The sequence below is a fragment of the Rhodobacter sp. 24-YEA-8 genome (genome assembly GCF_900105075.1).
GTDB lineage: Bacteria > Pseudomonadota > Alphaproteobacteria > Rhodobacterales > Rhodobacteraceae > Pseudogemmobacter.
This window is the reverse complement of sequence record NZ_FNSK01000001.1, coordinates 602,379-618,607: the sequence shown is the minus strand read 5'-3', so window position 1 is coordinate 618,607 and position 16,229 is coordinate 602,379. Positions and strand designations below refer to the sequence as shown.

The 16,229-nt window shown below is 63.5% G+C and carries 14 protein-coding genes; 5 read left to right on the top strand and 9 right to left on the bottom strand.

Annotation, left to right across the window (positions count from 1 at the left end; translation table 11 throughout):
* Positions 1-101 precede the first annotated feature (101 nt).
* The 3 genes from BLW25_RS02990 (at position 102) to BLW25_RS02980 (ending at position 2,074) form a co-directional block, all read left to right on the top strand.
* Positions 102-698 carry an OmpW/AlkL family protein gene (locus tag BLW25_RS02990; protein ID WP_092896184.1) on the top strand — a complete coding sequence of 199 codons (597 nt, stop codon included), beginning with the start codon at positions 102-104 and terminating at the stop codon, positions 696-698.
* Between the two features lie 113 nt (positions 699-811).
* Entirely contained in the window at positions 812-1,435 is a 624-nt protein-coding gene (locus tag BLW25_RS02985; RefSeq protein WP_216279323.1) for a YdeI/OmpD-associated family protein, read from the top strand.
* A gap of 156 nt (positions 1,436-1,591) precedes the next feature.
* The gene (locus tag BLW25_RS02980) at positions 1,592-2,074 is read left to right on the top strand and encodes a hypothetical protein (RefSeq protein ID WP_092896182.1); all 483 of its coding nucleotides are present in this window, start codon (positions 1,592-1,594) and stop codon (positions 2,072-2,074) included.
* Positions 2,075-2,193: 119 nt separating this feature from the next.
* On the opposite strand, the gene mraY is transcribed toward BLW25_RS02980, so the two are convergent.
* The 8 genes from mraY to BLW25_RS02940 all read right to left on the bottom strand — a co-directional run bounded on the left by mraY (position 2,194) and on the right by BLW25_RS02940 (position 11,989).
* A complete protein-coding gene (mraY, locus tag BLW25_RS02975) occupies positions 2,194-3,276 on the bottom strand; it encodes a phospho-N-acetylmuramoyl-pentapeptide-transferase (protein WP_092896180.1) in 1,083 nt (360 codons plus the stop codon).
* A complete protein-coding gene (gene murF, locus BLW25_RS02970; RefSeq protein WP_092896178.1) occupies positions 3,277-4,719 on the bottom strand; it encodes a UDP-N-acetylmuramoyl-tripeptide--D-alanyl-D-alanine ligase in 1,443 nt (480 codons plus the stop codon).
* A 109-nt stretch (positions 4,720-4,828) separates the two neighbouring features.
* A complete protein-coding gene (locus tag BLW25_RS02965; RefSeq protein WP_092896176.1) occupies positions 4,829-6,316 on the bottom strand; it encodes a UDP-N-acetylmuramoyl-L-alanyl-D-glutamate--2,6-diaminopimelate ligase in 1,488 nt (495 codons plus the stop codon).
* A 51-nt stretch (positions 6,317-6,367) separates the two neighbouring features.
* The gene (locus BLW25_RS02960) at positions 6,368-8,158 is read right to left on the bottom strand and encodes a peptidoglycan D,D-transpeptidase FtsI family protein (RefSeq protein ID WP_092896174.1); all 1,791 of its coding nucleotides are present in this window, start codon (positions 8,156-8,158) and stop codon (positions 6,368-6,370) included.
* 3 nt (positions 8,159-8,161) lie between these two features.
* Positions 8,162-8,527, bottom strand: coding sequence for a cell division protein FtsL (locus tag BLW25_RS02955; RefSeq protein ID WP_092896172.1), 366 nt, complete (start codon positions 8,525-8,527; stop codon positions 8,162-8,164).
* Position 8,528: 1 nt separating this feature from the next.
* Positions 8,529-9,527 (bottom strand): 16S rRNA (cytosine(1402)-N(4))-methyltransferase RsmH, encoded by a 999-nt coding sequence (gene rsmH, locus BLW25_RS02950; RefSeq protein ID WP_092896170.1) that lies wholly within the window; start codon positions 9,525-9,527, stop codon positions 8,529-8,531.
* A 3-nt stretch (positions 9,528-9,530) separates the two neighbouring features.
* A complete protein-coding gene (gene mraZ / locus BLW25_RS02945; RefSeq protein WP_092896168.1) occupies positions 9,531-10,034 on the bottom strand; it encodes a division/cell wall cluster transcriptional repressor MraZ in 504 nt (167 codons plus the stop codon).
* An 833-nt stretch (positions 10,035-10,867) separates the two neighbouring features.
* Entirely contained in the window at positions 10,868-11,989 is a 1,122-nt protein-coding gene (locus tag BLW25_RS02940; RefSeq protein ID WP_092896166.1) for an Mrp/NBP35 family ATP-binding protein, read from the bottom strand.
* Between the two features lie 290 nt (positions 11,990-12,279).
* Between BLW25_RS02940 and BLW25_RS02935 the strand changes: the two genes are divergently transcribed.
* Positions 12,280-12,492 (top strand): DUF1127 domain-containing protein, encoded by a 213-nt coding sequence (locus BLW25_RS02935; RefSeq protein ID WP_092896164.1) that lies wholly within the window; start codon positions 12,280-12,282, stop codon positions 12,490-12,492.
* Between the two features lie 601 nt (positions 12,493-13,093).
* On the opposite strand, the gene lepA is transcribed toward BLW25_RS02935, so the two are convergent.
* Positions 13,094-14,893, bottom strand: coding sequence for a translation elongation factor 4 (lepA, locus tag BLW25_RS02930; RefSeq protein ID WP_171909595.1), 1,800 nt, complete (start codon positions 14,891-14,893; stop codon positions 13,094-13,096).
* Positions 14,894-15,001: 108 nt separating this feature from the next.
* On the opposite strand from lepA, the gene BLW25_RS02925 reads away from it, so the two are divergent.
* A complete protein-coding gene (locus tag BLW25_RS02925; RefSeq protein ID WP_092896160.1) occupies positions 15,002-16,195 on the top strand; it encodes a hypothetical protein in 1,194 nt (397 codons plus the stop codon).
* Positions 16,196-16,229: the final 34 nt, after the last annotated feature.

Here is a 16,229-nt window from a genome sequence, read left to right as displayed (position 1 = left end):
CAATCTGTCGCAGCCCCGAAAACCGCCGTTTTGACCTGCGTCAATGCCCCATCGCTGCGACAGGCTAGTCCTGCTGGTGTTGAAAACAGAAAGTAACGGGTATGAAACATCTCTCCGCCGCGCTTCTCGCCGCTCTCGTCACCGCCACCCCTGCCCTTGCGCAGGAAGCCGGTACCATCACCCTCGGCTTCGGGATCGGAACCGTTGCGCCAAAGGACAATAACGGCGCTCTGGCCGGGATGGATTCGAGCATCGGCAAGAACACCCGCCCGATCCTGACACTGGAATATTTCGTCCGCGACAATATCGGGATCGAGCTGCTGGCCGCAGCACCTTTCAAACATGATATCAGCCTGGCCGGGCTGGGCGAGATCGGCTCGACCAAACAGCTGCCGCCGACCCTCAGCGTCAACTGGCATATCCCGACCACCAGCAAATTCACGCCCTTTGTCGGGCTCGGGGTGAATTACACCAAATTCTTCGAAGAGAAATCCTCGCTCGGCACGCTGCAGATCAGGGAGAGCTTCGGCCTCGCCGCGACCCTCGGCGTGGATTACGCGATCAGCGAAAAGGCCGCTCTGCGCGCCGATATCCGCTATGTCGATATCGACAGCGATGTGCTGCTGAACGGAACGAAAATCGGCAAGGCCGAGATCGATCCGCTGGTCGCCAGCGTCTCCTATGTGATGAAATTCTGATCTTCGTCCCCCGGCGGGATCAGAAGCGGAAGGGGCGGCAGTTTTGCCGCCCTTTTTGCATTGCGCGGCCGGATCTGCCAGGCTGGGCGGGCCAGCTGCAGGAGGCGAGCCCGATGATGATTTCCGAAATCGAGGATTATTTCACTCTCGGCTGCGGGCGCTGCCCGCGATTCTCGACACCGGACTGTTCGACCCGCCTCTGGGCGGCAGGTCTGGCAGAGCTGCGGCGGATCTGCCGGGCCGCCGGTCTGGCAGAGGTCGTGAAATGGGGCCATCCCTGCTATGTCCATGCCGACCGCAATATCGCGATCATCGGCGCGCTCAGGGGCGATTTCCGGCTGAGCTTCTTCAACGCCGCGCTGATGAAAGACCCCGATGGCGTGCTTGAACGCCAGGGGCCGAATACGAAACACCCCGATATGATCCGCTTCACCGAGAATACCCGGGTAACCGCGCTGGAGCCGGTGATCACCGCATATCTGCGCGAGGCGATGGGTTATGCGGAAGCCGGCCTCCGGCCGCCCCGCGAGGTCAGCGAGATTGCATTGCCGGATGAACTTGTCGAAGCGCTGGACGCCGATCCGGACCTGGCCGAGGCCTTCCACGCGCTGACCCCGGGGCGGCAGAAAAGCTACGCCTTCAACCTGAGCGGTGCGAAGACATCGGCCACGCGGATCGCACGGATCGAGAAATTCCGCCCGAAGATCCTTGCCGGCAAAGGCGCGCTGGATCGCTGAGACCGCCCCACCCCGCCGGGGGATCAGGGAAGGTCGGATCAGAACTCTGAGCCGGTGATGCAAACCAGAACGATACCGGATGAGAGGGAGTTCGCCCCTTGCGGGAACCCAAAGCCGATGCCAGACATCCTCTCATACTCAGAGGAGATTACTATAATGTTCAGAAGTTTTACGCTTGCCGGCATTGCCCTGATGGTGTCGCTCGCTCCGGGCCAGGCCGCAGAAGTGGTTGGCGAGGCAGGCGGCTGGGAGATCTACCGCGACGCGAATATGGGCGGCGGCTGTTATATGATGTCCGCGTTCGAGGACGGATCAATCGTTCAGGTCGGCTTTGATCTCAAAGAAGATGCGGCTTTCATGGCCGTGTTCAACAGCGACTGGACCGATATCACCGATGGCAATGCCTATCCGATGACCATCGATCTGGATGACCAGAAATGGGAGGCCGATGGCCATGGCGTGAGTGACAATGAGATCGGCGGCATTATCGTGCTGATCGAGAATGAGGAATTCATTACGGATCTGGCGCTGAAAAATACGCTGAGCCTGTCAAATTCCGACGGTGAGGTGGCGCTGCTTGATCTCACGGGAACCCGTGATGCCGTGATTGCCACCGCGGATTGCCTCAGCGCAAGCTGATCCCGCATGACAGGGATGCAGCCCCCCGGGTCCGGACCTGACGGCCCCGGGGGAACAAAAGAACCTAAGGTTCACCGTCAGGGAAAGCGGCGGTCCTTACCGGATTTCGGGGCCCGGCTTCAGCGCACCTTCAGCGTCGCCAGCCCGATCATCGCGAGGATCAGCGAGATGATCCAGAAGCGGATCACGATCTGCGGCTCGGCCCAGCCCTTTTTCTCGAAATGGTGGTGGATCGGCGCCATCAGGAAGATCCGTTTTTTGGTGCGTTTGTAGTACAGCACCTGGATGATCACGCTCAGCGCCTCGACCACGAAAAGGCCGCCGACGATGGCCAGAACGATCTCGTGTTTGGTGCAGACCGCCATCGCGCCCAAAGCGCCGCCAAGCGCGAGCGAGCCGGTATCGCCCATGAACACCGCTGCGGGCGGCGCATTATACCACAGGAAGCCAAGCCCGCCGCCGATCAGCGCCGAGGCGAAGATCACCAGTTCCGCCGTACCCGGCACGGCATGGACACCGAGGTAATTCGCCATGGTCGAGGTGCCGACCACATAAGCGATAACGCCGATCGTGCCGGCGGCGATCATCACCGGCATGATTGCCAGACCATCCAGCCCGTCGGTCAGGTTCACCGCATTGGCGGCGCCCACAATCACGATCATGCCGAAAGGCACAAAGAAGATCCCCAGATTGATCAGCGCATCCTTAAAGAAAGGCATGGCCAGCTGATTGGTCAGCCCTTCGGGGTGGAACCGCGCCGCCGCCCAGGCCGCAAGGCCCGCGATCACCAGGCCAAGGATAAACCGGATACGTGACGACACGCCCTTGGTGTTCTGTTTGGTGACCTTGGCATAGTCATCCGCGAAACCGATCAGGCCGAAGGCCAGCGTGACCAGCAGCACGATCCAGACATAAGGATTATCAAGCCGCGCCCAAAGGAGCGTCGAAATCGTCAGGGCCGAAAGGATCAGGAGCCCCCCCATTGTCGGGGTGCCGGCTTTCGCGAAATGGCTCTGCGGCCCGTCATCGCGGATCGGCTGCCCCTTCCCCTGCTTGCGGCGCAAGAGGTTGATCAGCGGACGCCCGAAGATGAAACCGAAGATCAGCGCAGTGCCGAAAGCCATCCCTGCCCGGAAGGTGATATACCGGAACAGATTGAAGAAATCGCCCCCGTCAGAGAGTTCGGTCAGCCAGAAAAGCATTCACTCGGTTCCTTCGGTTTTCATGCGGGCAGTGCCCAGACGGCGCAGGGCTTCGGCCACAAGACTGACTTTCGATCCTTTGGAGCCCTTGACGAGCAGGATATCGCCCGGATCCATCAATGCGCGGGCACGTCCCGCCAGTTCCGCCGCCGTTTCCACCCATTCGCCGCGCTGCGCAAGGGGAAGCGCGCGGTGAAGTTCCCGCATGCGCGGCCCGACGCAGTGGATCAGGGTGACCGCTTTCAGCCCGGGGTGATCCGCGACCGCGGCATGGAGCTGCAATTCCTGCGGGCCAAGTTCCAGCATATCGCCGAGAACTGCGATGCGGCGGCCAGCGCCGAGGGCGCCGATCCCGTCAACCGGTTTCGCGCGGATCAGCATGTCGAGACTGGCGGCCAGCGAGGCCGGGTTCGCGTTGAAACTGTCATCGATCAGATCGAAGAAGGTCTCTTCCACCACGTCGAGCTCGATCCGCTCGCGGGTGCCGCGCCCCGAGGGGGGCTGCCAGCGCCCGAGATCATGTGCGGCCAGCACCGGATCGGCGCCGAGCGCCGCGACCGAGGCCAGCGCACCAAGCGCGTTCATCGCGAAATGCGCGCCGGGCGAGGCGATGCGGAAAAGGCTCATCTGCCCGTCATGGCTGGCGCGGACCACGGTGATCTCATCGCCCGGACGTACCTCGTCGAGATGCCAGGCGGCGTCCCTGGCACGGCCAAAGCCCAGGATCTGCGCGCCGGCGGCTTCTGCCAGCGCGGTGAGAACCGGCGTGGTGTCGAGATCAAGATTGATCACGGCGGTGCCGCCCGGCTCCAGCCCTTCGAAAATCGCGCCTTTTTCGCGGGCGATCCCCTCGATGGAGCCGAAAGCGGCCATATGGGCCGGGGCAACGGTGGTGATCAGCGCGACATGCGGGCGGGCAAGGCGCGCGAGCGGCGCGATCTCGCCCGGGTTCGACATGCCGATCTCGATCACCGCGAAATCACTGTCGACCGGCATCCGGGCGAGGGTCAGCGGCACGCCCCAATGGTTGTTATAGCTGGCTTCCGCCGCATGGGTGACGCCCTGACCCGAAAGCATGGCGCGCAGCATTTCCTTGGTCGAGGTCTTGCCGACAGAACCGGTGACACCGATGACCCGGGCTTTGGTGCGGGTGCGGGCCGCGCGCCCGAGGGCTTCGAGACCTTTAAGGACATCGGGCACGATCAGGAGTGGCGCCTCCGGACTGACGCCTTCGGGGATATGGGTGACCAGAGCGGCGGCGGCGCCTTTTTCCAGCGCCTGGGCCACGAAATCATGGCCATCCCGCGCGGCGGCCAGCGCCACGAAGAGATCGCCTTGCTTCAGTGTCCGGGTATCGATCGAGACGCCGGTGGCGGCCCAGTCGCGGCTGGTGCGCCCGCCGGTGGCGGTTGCGGCATCAGAGGAGGTCCAGAGCGGGGTCATACGCGCGCGTCCTGTGGCTCGGGGAGGAGGGGGGCTGCCTGCCCCCCGGCTCCTGCGGAGCCGCCCCCCGGGGATATTTCCAGACAGATGAAATGGGCAATGTCGCGCATCAGATCAGCCCGTCCAGCGCGGCGGTCGCGACCGAGGCCTGTTCGACATCGTCGAAAGGATAGACTTCGCCTTTGATGATCTGGCCGGTTTCATGGCCTTTGCCCGCAATCAGCAGGGCGTCGCCAGGGAGAAGCGCGTCAACGGCGCGCAGGATCGCCTCGGCGCGGTCACCGACCTCATTGGCCTCCGGGCAGGCGGCCATAATCTCGGCGCGAATGGCGGCGGGCTCTTCCGAGCGCGGATTGTCGTCGGTCACGAAGAGGATATCGGCATTGGCCTGTGCAGCCTCGCCCATCAGCGGGCGTTTCGTGCGGTCGCGGTCGCCGCCGGCGCCGAAGACCACGATCAGGCGGCCCATCACATGCGGGCGCAGGCCTCGCAGCGCGGTGGCGATGGCATCGGGCGTATGGGCGTAATCGACATAGACCGGCGCGCCATTTCTGCGGGTCGCTGCCAGTTCCATCCGGCCGCGCACGCCTTTGAGGCCGGGCAGCGCCTCCATCACGCGGTCCGGTTTCTCGCCACAGGCGATGACAAGGCCCGCCGCCAGGGCGACATTTTCCGCCTGGAAGGAGCCGGTCAGACCCAGCCGCGCCTGGAAGGGCTTACCCTGCCACAAGAGCCGCAATTCCTGGCCGGTCGCATCGGGGCGGATCGCTTTTATCTGCAGATCGGGGAGCGGCCCGGTCTCGCCGCGTCCGACACGCAGCACCGGCAGGCCGCGGGCCTCGGCGAGCTCGGCCATTTCAGGGCCATAGGCGCCATCGAGATTGATCACCGCCACCGCGTCATCGGGAAGAAGCCGGGTGAAGAGGCCGGCTTTCGCGGTGAAATAGGCCTCCATCGTGTGGTGATAGTCGAGATGGTCCTGGGTCAGATTGGTGAAGCCCGCGGCTTTCAGGCGCACGCCTTCGAGGCGGCGCTGGTCGAGCCCGTGCGAGGAGGCCTCCATCACGGCATGGGTGATGCCGTCTGCCGCCGCATCTGCCAGCATGGCATGCAGGGTCACCGGGTCGGGGGTGGTATGGGCGGATGGTGCCTGCCAGTCGCCCTCCACCCCGGTCGTGCCGATATTGATCGCAGGCTTGCCAAGCGCCTGCCAGATCTGGCGCGTAAAGGTGGCAACGCTGGTCTTCCCATTGGTGCCGGTGACCGCCGCCATCACGGCAGGCTGGGCGCCCGACCAGAGGGCGCTTGCGCGCGCGAGGGCCTCGCGCGGCTCGTCCACCACGACCAGCGCCACCTCTTTCAGCCCGATCACTTCGGTCCCGATCACCGCGCCCATCGGATCGGTGAGGATCGCGGCTGCGCCCTTTTCCAGCGCGGTTGCGATGAAATCTGCGCCATGGCGCAGGCTTCCGGGCAGTGCCGCAAAGAGGAAGCCGGGCTTTACCGCCCGGCTGTCGGCCGTGATCCCGGTCAGGACCGGATCCCTGCTTTGTCTTGCCTTCAGCCCAAGCCCCGAGAGCCGCTTTTCACCCGCCATATTTCACCCGTTCAGTTCGCTGCCGCTTTCAGCCGCAGCTCTGGCACCCGTTCAGTTTGCCGCTGCTGTTAGCGCAGCTCCGGTGATGGGTTCAACTATCGGCCTCACGTCAAGCAGCGGCGCGATGCGGCGGATCATCTCGGCGGTGACCGGTACAGAGGTCCAGCCAGCAGTGCGCAGCGGCCGTGGCCCCGACGTATCCGCGGGTTCATCCAGCGTCACGATCACCACATAGCGCGGGTTCGAGGCCGGGAAGGTCGAGGCGAAAGTGTTGATCACCTTGTCCTTGTAATAGCCGCCGGATTTCTTGGGCTTGTCGGCGGTGCCGGTCTTGCCCGCGACCTCATAGCCTTTGACCTCGCCAAGGCTCGCCGTGCCATGCGTCACGACCGAACGCAGCATCGAAACCGATTCCTTCGCGACCTTCTCGCTCATCACCCGGATGCCCGATGCGGGGCCCTTTTGTTTCAGGAGCGTCGGCTTGATATAGATGCCGCCATTCGCAATCGCGGCATAGGCCGCCGCGAGATGCAGCGGGCTTGCCGACATGCCGTGCCCATAAGAGGTCGTGATGGTCACGATCTCGGGCCAGCGCCTGGGGATCAGCGGCCGCGCACCCGGGGCCTCGATCAGCTCGACCGGCGTCGGGTCAAAGAACCCAAGCGATTTCAGAAAGGCCTGCTGGCGCTGCGGCCCGATCATCAGCGCGATATGGGCGGTGCCCACGTTTGACGATTTCTCGATCACTTTGCGCACCGAGAGCATCGGGCCGTAATTCTTGCCCTCGAATTCCTTGATGCGGTGCTTGCCCCAGGTCATCGGCGCATTGGCATCAACGAGGGTTTCGGGCGTCACAAGGCCCAGCTCCATCGCCTGGGCGGCGGCAAAGATCTTGAAGGCCGAGCCCAGCTCATAGACGCCCTGCACCGCGCGGTTGAAAAGCGGGCTGTCAGAGGGTTCGTCATCCTTGCCGACCAGCGGCACGGGGCGGTCATTCGGATCAAAAGTCGGCGCCGAAGCCAGAGCCACGATCTCGCCGGTGCGCACATCCATCACAATCGCCGCGCCGCCGCGCGCATTCAGCATCGAAATCCCGGCGGAAAGCACCTCTTCGACCGTGGCCTGCACGGTGAGGTCAAGCGAGAGCTCCAGCGGCTGACCGGCCTGGGCGGGATCGCGCAGCCGCGCATCCATCGCCTTTTCGATCCCGGCAGTGCCGATCACCTCGGCGGAATGCACGCCTTCTGCGCCAAAGGAATAGCCGCCCAGCACATGCGCCGCGAGCGTGCCGTTCGGGTAAAGCCGCATCTCGCGTGGGCCGAACAAGAGCCCCGGATCGCCGATCTCATGCACCGCCTGCATCTGTTCGGGGCTGAGAACCTTCCTCACCCAGAGGAACCGGCGTCCGTCGGTAAAGCGGCGTTCCAGGTCTTCGGCCTTCAGATCGGGGAAGATCTCTGCCAGTTTGCGCGCCGAGCCTTTGGGATCGACCATGTCTTTCGGATGCGCGTAAAGCGCCGAAGTGGTCATGTTCGTCGCAAGGATGCGGCCATTTCTGTCCGTGATATCGGCGCGTTGCGCGACGATCTCGGCCCCCGGCGCGGAGGCCACCGGCTCGACCGGCTCGGAGGCCGCCAGATGGCCCATCCGGACCCCGATGGTCAGATAGGCGCAGCCAAAGGCCAGAGCGAGCAGCCCCAGCCGGGCCGATGCGCGAGGCTGGCTTTTGTCGCGGATCACCTCATGGCGGCGTTCGAGATTCTCGCGCTCGATCAGATCGGGGTTTTCACCGTTCTGGCGCGCCTCAAGGATACGGGCAAGCGGGCGGAGGGGTGTGCGCATGGATCAGAGCCCCTCTTCTGCTGTGGCCGAGGTGATCCGGATCGCGCCGACGCCGTCGGGCAGTTCGATCGCGGGGATCTCGGGTACCGGATAGGCGACGCTTGCCGTGGAGCCGAACTGACCCGGTTCCATCGGCATCAGCGGCACGCGTTCGAAATTCAGCGAAACCAGATCCCGCAACCGGTCGGGCCGGTTCAGCCAGGCCCATTCCGCCTTTTGCACCGACAGACCCTCGCGCAGGCTGGCAATCTGGCGCTGCAGCCCCCGGACCTCACGCAGCACTTCCTGGGTGGCGTAGTTTTCGCGATACGCCCAGAAGCCAAGGGCGATCACAGACAGGAAGGTAAAAACGTAAAGCACGGGGCGCATGTCAGGACCGTCCTTTTTGCGAATTACGGGTCACATGAAACCGGGGAAGCCCGAGCGCCGCCGGATCGGCGGCCAGGGCCGGCGCATCCGTGCGAATGCCGATGCGAAGCTTCGCAGACCGCGCGCGCGGATTGGCGGCAAGTTCTTCGTCATCGGGGCCGATGGCCTTCTTCGACGCAAGCCGAAAGCGCGGGGTGACAGCATCCCGCGCCGGCGCATAGCGGTTGGCAGCGGGTTCGGCGCCGGAGGCCTGCTGGAAGAACCGCTTGACGATGCGGTCTTCGAGGCTGTGGAAGGTCACCACCGCCAGCCGCCCGCCGGGTTTCAGGATCCGCTCGGCCGCTGCCAGCCCCTCGGCCAGCTGATCGAATTCGGCGTTCACCGCGATACGGATTGCCTGAAAACTGCGGGTTGCCGGATGGCTTTCGCCGAATTTCGGGCGCGGCAGCTGTTTCGCGACCACTTCGGCCAGTTGCAGCGTGGTGGTGAAAGGGCTGGTCTCGCGCGCCGCGACAATCGCGCGCGCAATCCGGCGCGAGGCACGCTCTTCACCGTAATTATAAAGGATATCCGCGAGATATTCCTCGCCTGCGGTATTCACCAGATCGGCGGCAGAGGGCCCGTCCTGGCTCATCCGCATGTCGAGCGGGCCGTCTTTCTGAAAGGAAAACCCGCGCTCTGCCTCGTCGATCTGCATCGAGGACACGCCGATATCAAGGACAACGCCATCCGCCGGCTCGCCCGCGAGTGTGTCGAGATCGGAAAATGTGCCCATGGCCAGCGCGATACGCCCGCCGAAATCGGGAAGCCAGGACGCCGCCATCCGATGCGCCAGCGGATCGCGGTCGATGCCAAGAACCCGTGACGCGCCCGCGTCGATCAGACCCTTTGCATAGCCCCCTGCCCCGAAAGTGCCATCAATCCAGAAGCCTTCAACCGGGGCTGACGCCGCAAGCAGGGGCCTGAGGAGCACCGGGATATGCGGTGCGCTTCCTGCCATCGCTTACACTCCGTCATGCGGCAGGAGCGAGAGGAGATCCGCACCATCGGGCAGGTCGAGATCGATCTCTTCCTGTGCCGCCATTTCCGCATCATAGGTATCACGCAGCCAGATCTGGAACGTGTCCAGTGCGCCCGCAAAACAGGCCTCGCCGGCATCGGTCAGGCCGATCCGCTCGCGCACCTTCTGCGGCAGGACGAGACGGCCATCATCATCGATTTCAACGGTCTGCGAGAGGGTGATGTAATTGCGCTCAAGCGCCTTGCGCTGCGGCGTGCCGGGGGCGAGCCTGCGGATCTTATCTTCCATCACAGCCATTTGCGCGACGGAATAGCATTCGACATAGGCCTGACCGGCGCGGCCGCCATAGACCATCACAACACGCGGGCGCGAGGTCCCTGCCCCGGCATCGCCGGCTTCCAGAATACGGCGAAAAGGCGCCGGGATCGAAACCCGCGCCTTTGCATCTACCTTCTGGTAGAACTCGCCTCTGAATGCCTCAGCCATTGCTTTGTGCCGGCCCTTGTTGCTTCTGTCCCTGGGCCTTCTGGCCCGATGATTTTGCCTTGCGGCGTCAGTCTTCTGGCCCGTCGGCCGAATTTCTCATGGTCCAGAAATGAAATGGGCGGATCGGACTGCTGCCACTGTCCGATCCGCCTCTGTCCCATCGCTGGGCGTCCAGCTACGCGCGCCACCTGGGGGAGATGTCTGCTCGCTCGCGCGCCGGATCTCTGTCGTCCGATGAAAGGGTTTGCCTGTATGAGCTGCCTTTTTTCGCCTTTGTTCGGGGTCTTCGTCCGCCCCTGACGTCTTTGTTTGCCCGTCTCATCTTCCGTGACCCCAACATGCCTGGGATTTCATGGTCTGACAAGGGAAATGTTGGATCATGATGGCAATATCTTGTCCGGGATGAGATGGGAAAACAGGATATTGTGGCCATCACGCCTTATCACAACACCATATCTATGGCTCTCGTTTGCGTTACTATCGATATATTGGATAAACCAGCCGATCCCATGCAATCCCGCAGGATCGAAGTTTTTTCCGAATCGAGGCACACCCTGCGCAAAAGACTGCGCATCACCCCGGGCCATTTACACGTGCTGGCCGCTTCAATCCCACAGATCCACCCGCCTGAGGTGAAAACTCCCTCTCAGTTCCATGAAATTCCATGTCAATTGATTCGGAGCCTTCCGGCGCCATTCCACCCCGGAACCGGTTGCGCCCTGGCAGCGAGCAGAGGCCCCGGTAAAGCAAAACCCCGCCACCGGGCAGGTGGCGGGGGAGTTCGGGGCGCAGAAACCGGCGCTGTGCGGGAACCGCCGCCGGTGCAGGGGCCGTCAGGCCATATTGCCGTCGATCAGGCGGCGCGCGAGGCGGTCATAAGCCTCGGCCAGCGGACCGTCGCTGGCGGCAATCGGCGCCCCGGCATCACCTGCCACCCGCACATCCAGAGCCAGCGGCAGCTCTCCGAGGAAGGGGATGTTCAGGCGCTGCGCTTCGGCAGGGACACCGCCATGGCCGAAGATATGCGCCTCATGGCCGCAATTGGGGCATATATAAGTAGACATGTTCTCGATCAGGCCAAGGATCGGCGTTTTCAGCTTGTTGAACATGTCGATGGCCTTCAGCGCGTCGATCAGCGCCACATCCTGCGGCGTCGACACGACCAGAGCACCGGTCAGCTGTACCCGCTGCGACAGTGAAAGCTGCACATCACCGGTGCCGGGCGGCAGGTCGATCAGCAGAATATCCAGCTCGCCCCAGGCCACCTGGGACAAAAGCTGCTGGATCGCCCCCATCAGCATCGGCCCGCGCCAGACCACGGCCTCGCCCTCTTTCAGCAAAAGCCCCATCGACATCATGGTGACGCCATGCGCGACCACCGGCTCGATGATCTTGCCATCGACCGATGAGGGGCGCTTCGACACGCCCATCATCCGCGCCTGGCTCGGCCCGTATATATCTGCATCCAGCAACCCGACGCGCCGCCCCTGTTTCGCCAGTGCCACCGCAAGGTTCGAACTGACCGTCGATTTGCCGACACCGCCCTTCCCCGAGCCGATCGCGATAATACGGTCGATCCCCGAGAGCTTTTGCGGCCCGCCCTGCTGCGGCGTCGGATGACCGCCGATCTTCAGGCTGGGCGGCTCGCCCGCCGCGCCCGAACTGCGCACCACCGGACCTGCCGGTTTCGGTGCCGCTTTCGCCGCCGGGCCATGCGCTGTCATCACCACCTGGACCGATGTGATCCCCGACAGCGCCTTCAGCGCCGCCTCTGCCGCCGCCTGGACCGGCGCCAGCGCCCGCGCCTGATCTGCGCTTTCCGCCTCGATGACGAAACGCACCACGCCACTCTCGACCGAGAGCGCGCGAATCAAATCGCGCGACACCAGGGTGCCACCGCCCGGCAGGGCAATCCCCGCCAGAATCTCCGTTACCGCTTCACGCGTGGCTGTCATCGCTCTCTCCGGACAAATCGCTGACTGAGACTCGGCAGTTTTTGCGAAAAGGGCAAGGGGCGGAGAAAGATGTGTTCGCAGACTGCCTGATCTTTAACCATATCTGTTCATATCAATGACATAGCCCCGAAAACAGCCATGCGATTGCTGCATGGCAGCATTGCCGGGCCGTCTATTGTGCAAACGCAGAAAAGCCCGCATGTTAGCGACAACGGAAAGCAACGGACCGGCACGAAGATCCGCCAAACCTGGCAAGACCACCGCCGATCCTGACGCAAAGGCTTGATGAAATGGCATATGTGAACACCTCCCGCGCCGCTTTGGCCCGGCCCTCGCTCTTCGGCGATGTCGTCGAGGCCCTGCGCAACGCAATCGCACGTCGTAAACTCTATTCGCGGACCCTTGAAGAGCTTCGTTCGCTCTCGGATCGTGATCTGTCGGATCTGGGCCTGTCCCGCGCCATGATCACCGAAGTTGCCCGCGAAGCCGCTTACGGCAAATAAGTTTCCCGCCCCGGATCCCCTCCTCCTCCCTGGATCCGGCGTGAAAATGGCGCCGCCACCCTCCTCCCAGGTGGCGCCAGCTCTTAAAGGGCAGCAATGCCCGCTCCATTCGGTGGCCCACTCCTCCTCCCTCGGGCCTTCGAACCAGCGGCGACCCCCTCCTCCTCCCTGGGGTCGCCGCATCAGATACCGGCCTGCAGCGCGCTTATGCGCCGGGCCAGACGAGTTCGGAGCCCCTCTCCTCCTCCCTGGGGTCTCCGGAAAGCGCGGTGGCTCCTCTCCTCCTCCCCGGAGCCGCTGCGCCCTCCCAAATGGGCACAGGCCTGCGCCTGGTGTCCGATCAGTTCGGCGGCGCTCTCCTCCTCCCTTGCGCCACCGGAACTTGCGGCGGTCCCTCTCCTCCTCCCATGGGACCGCCGCCCTCCCCTCCCTTTTTCACCATTAAAACCGCCAGGCCCGCGTAAGGCCGGGGCACCGGCGCGCAGCGCGATTGCACGCTGCGGCACAGCCCTGTTGCAGCCTTGGCCAGTTTCGGCGGGCCAGAATCAAAAAGGCCGGCGCAAGCGCCGGCCTTTTTGATTCTGAACGGATACGCTGCCCGTCAATTGTCCATCTTGAGCGCCTGGATGAAGGCGGTCTGCGGGATCTCGACCTTGCCGAACTGCCGCATCTTCTTTTTGCCCTCTTTTTGCTTGTCGAGGAGTTTGCGCTTACGCGTCGCGTCGCCGCCATAGCATTTTGCGGTCACGTCCTTGCGCATCGCCGAAAGGGTTTCACGCGCGATCACCCTTGCGCCGATCGAGGCCTGGATCGGGATCTTGAACATATGGCGCGGGATCAGCTCTTTCAGCTTTTCAACCATCACCCGGCCCCGCGCCTCGGCGCGGTCACGGTGAACCATCATCGCCAGCGCATCGACCGGCTCTTCGTTCACGAGGATCGACATCTTCACGAGATTGTCCTCGCGATATTCGTTCAGCGTGTAGTCAAAGGACGCATAGCCCTTGGTCACCGATTTCAGCCGGTCGTAGAAGTCGAACACCACTTCCGCCAGCGGCAAGTCATATTCGACCATCGCGCGCGGGCCGGCATAGGTCAGGTTCAGCTGGATGCCGCGACGGTCCTGGCAGAGTTTCAGGATATCGCCGAGATATTCATCCGGCACCATGATCGTCGCCTTGATGCGCGGCTCTTCGATATGGTCGATATAGGTCAGGTCGGGCATATCGGCGGGGTTGTGCAGATCGCGCACCTCGCCGTCTTTCATATGCAGCTTGAACACCACGCTCGGCGCGGTGGTGATCAGATCGAGATCGAATTCACGCTCCAGCCGTTCACGGATCACTTCGAGGTGCAAAAGGCCAAGGAAACCGCAGCGGAAACCAAAGCCAAGCGCCGCCGAGGTCTCCATCTCATAGCTGAAAGAGGCATCATTCAGCGCGAGTTTTTCGATCGCATCGCGCAGTGCCTCGAAATCCGCCGCATCGACCGGGAAGAGGCCGCAGAACACCACCGGCTGCGCGGGCTTGAACCCCGGCAGCGGCGTCTCGGTGCCCTTGCGCTCATGGGTGACAGTGTCGCCGACGCGGGTATCGCGCACCTGTTTGATCGAGGCGGTGAAGACGCCGATCTCACCCGGGCCCAGCTCGGCAATATCTTTCATCTTCGGCGTCAGCACGGCGAGACGGTCGATGGGGTAGACCGCATTGGTCTGCATCATCCGGATGCGGTCGCCCTTTTTGATCACACCATCCATGACGCGGATCATGACGACCACGCCGAGATAGCTGTCATACCAGCTGTCAACCAGCATCGCCTTCAGGGGCGCATCGCGGTCACCTTTCGGCGCCGGCAGGCGCTGAACAATCGCTTCCAGCACATCCGGGATACCAAGGCCCGATTTCGCCGAAATCGGAATCGCGTCTGACGCATCGAGCCCGATCACGTCTTCGATATTGGCCTTCACCCGATCCGGGTCGGCGGCGGGCAGGTCGATCTTGTTCAGAACCGGCACGATCTCATGCCCGGCATCCAGCGCCTGATACACGTTCGCCAGCGTCTGCGCCTCGACGCCCTGCGAGGCGTCAACCACCAGAAGCGATCCTTCGACCGCGCGCATCGAGCGCGAGACCTCATAGGCGAAGTCCACGTGGCCGGGCGTGTCGATCAGGTTCAGGATATAGGTTTTCCCATCCTTCGCCGGATATTCGATCCGGACGGAGTTCGCCTTGATCGTGATGCCGCGCTCGCGCTCGATATCCATCGAGTCGAGGATCTGCGCCTTCATGTCACGCTCGGCCACCGTGCCGGTCATCTGGATAAGCCGGTCGGCGAGCGTGGATTTCCCGTGGTCGATATGGGCGACGATGGAGAAATTGCGGATGTGATCAAGTTGGGTCATGGCAGCGGGATATAGCGGCATCCGTGAGAGCCGGGAAGAGGGGCAAGCAGACTGGAAGCTGCGATTTTCGTAGTTTACCTTCGTCCGTGGAATAAGAAGACGGACAGAATGCGGAAACCTGGTAAGAAAGCGCTGCTCTGGGGCCTCGCCGGCGGCGGGATCGGGCTGGCAGTGGCGGGGCTTTATGCCTGGTGGAGGATTCGCGGCGCCTTTCCCGGGTTTGCGGTTCTGTTTCTGGCGATGGCACCCCGGCCTGCAACCGTCGCGCTTTTGAGCGGGATCAGCGATGACGAACTCGCCTCCGGGCAATACGCGCTCCTCCTTGAGGATTTCGTCACCGGCGCCGGGCCGCGCCTGATCACCGACAGCGCAACGCTGGCGGAGTTGCGGCCATCGCTCTGGTATCTCGACGGGTCCGGCGACGGCGATATCACCGGCGCGGAGATCTCTGGCGAAACGGGCCGCGCCCCGGTTACGGAAATCGGCACGCTGCTGAAAGATGGTGCGGCTGTGCGGACCTTCACCTGCCTGACGATCCTGTGCCGGACCTGGACTGCCGGGGCGGGCAGCCCGGAAAACTGGGGCATGGGCGCGCTGCGGCAGGCCCTGCCCCGGTCGGTCCCGGCCGAACTGATCACCAGCCATTTCCAGAATTACGACTCCTATCTGATCAATCATGACGCCATCGCCACCGATTCGATCCGCTGGTTCGCCGAGCCTGGCGCCGAGGTGGTGCTGCCGCCCGATACCGGGCTGCGCCGGATCCATATCGACCTGCCGTCAGAACTGGTGACACTGCGCGACCCTGTCGGCCTGCCGCCCGAAGTGACACCAGAAGCCCGAACCGAGGCTGTTGCGGAAGACGAGGTCGCACGCCTTACAGAGCAGGCAAAGGCCTGGCTCGGCGATGGCCCCGGCACGGTCACCTCGGTCCGGCTCACCGCGCCAATGCCATTTTTTGTGCTGCAGGACGGCACTTATCTCACCGATGCCGGCAAAAACCGCGTCCTGCCAGGGATTGGCTGGCGCGACCGCGCGATCACCATCGAGCTGCCCGAAGCCCGGCTCGAGGAGGTCACCGCGCGGATTGACACCAGCTTCGCGCCCTCGCCCGATCTGCTGCGCCTCACCGATGCCGTGCATCGCGCCTTTGGCAGCTGGGGGCTGGATACCAGCTGCCTGCCTGGCTGCGGCATCGCCGATCAATCGCGAATCATCCAGACTACAATCGTCACCGTCTCGCCGAGGCCAAGCTGGTCGATCTCCGCCTGGCGCATCCTGTCCGAAGACCACACCGACTGATCCGGCCGCGATCCCCCCCCCTGGGGCGGCCGAT

Bases quoted from the DNA above. Each gene is read 5' to 3' on its own strand.
- BLW25_RS02990 (WP_092896184.1), top strand. From the start codon at position 102: ATGAAACATCTCTCCGCCGCGCTTCTCGCCGCTCTCGTCACCGCCACC.
- BLW25_RS02985 (WP_216279323.1), top strand. From the start codon at position 812: ATGATGATTTCCGAAATCGAGGATTATTTCACTCTCGGCTGCGGGCGC.
- BLW25_RS02980 (WP_092896182.1), top strand. From the start codon at position 1,592: ATGTTCAGAAGTTTTACGCTTGCCGGCATTGCCCTGATGGTGTCGCTC.
- mraY (WP_092896180.1), bottom strand. From the start codon at position 3,276: ATGCTTTTCTGGCTGACCGAACTCTCTGACGGGGGCGATTTCTTCAAT.
- murF (WP_092896178.1), bottom strand. From the start codon at position 4,719: ATGACCCCGCTCTGGACCTCCTCTGATGCCGCAACCGCCACCGGCGGG.
- BLW25_RS02965 (WP_092896176.1), bottom strand. From the start codon at position 6,316: ATGGCGGGTGAAAAGCGGCTCTCGGGGCTTGGGCTGAAGGCAAGACAA.
- BLW25_RS02960 (WP_092896174.1), bottom strand. From the start codon at position 8,158: ATGCGCACACCCCTCCGCCCGCTTGCCCGTATCCTTGAGGCGCGCCAG.
- BLW25_RS02955 (WP_092896172.1), bottom strand. From the start codon at position 8,527: ATGCGCCCCGTGCTTTACGTTTTTACCTTCCTGTCTGTGATCGCCCTT.
- rsmH (WP_092896170.1), bottom strand. From the start codon at position 9,527: ATGGCAGGAAGCGCACCGCATATCCCGGTGCTCCTCAGGCCCCTGCTT.
- mraZ (WP_092896168.1), bottom strand. From the start codon at position 10,034: ATGGCTGAGGCATTCAGAGGCGAGTTCTACCAGAAGGTAGATGCAAAG.
- BLW25_RS02940 (WP_092896166.1), bottom strand. From the start codon at position 11,989: ATGACAGCCACGCGTGAAGCGGTAACGGAGATTCTGGCGGGGATTGCC.
- BLW25_RS02935 (WP_092896164.1), top strand. From the start codon at position 12,280: ATGGCATATGTGAACACCTCCCGCGCCGCTTTGGCCCGGCCCTCGCTC.
- lepA (WP_171909595.1), bottom strand. From the start codon at position 14,893: ATGACCCAACTTGATCACATCCGCAATTTCTCCATCGTCGCCCATATC.
- BLW25_RS02925 (WP_092896160.1), top strand. From the start codon at position 15,002: ATGCGGAAACCTGGTAAGAAAGCGCTGCTCTGGGGCCTCGCCGGCGGC.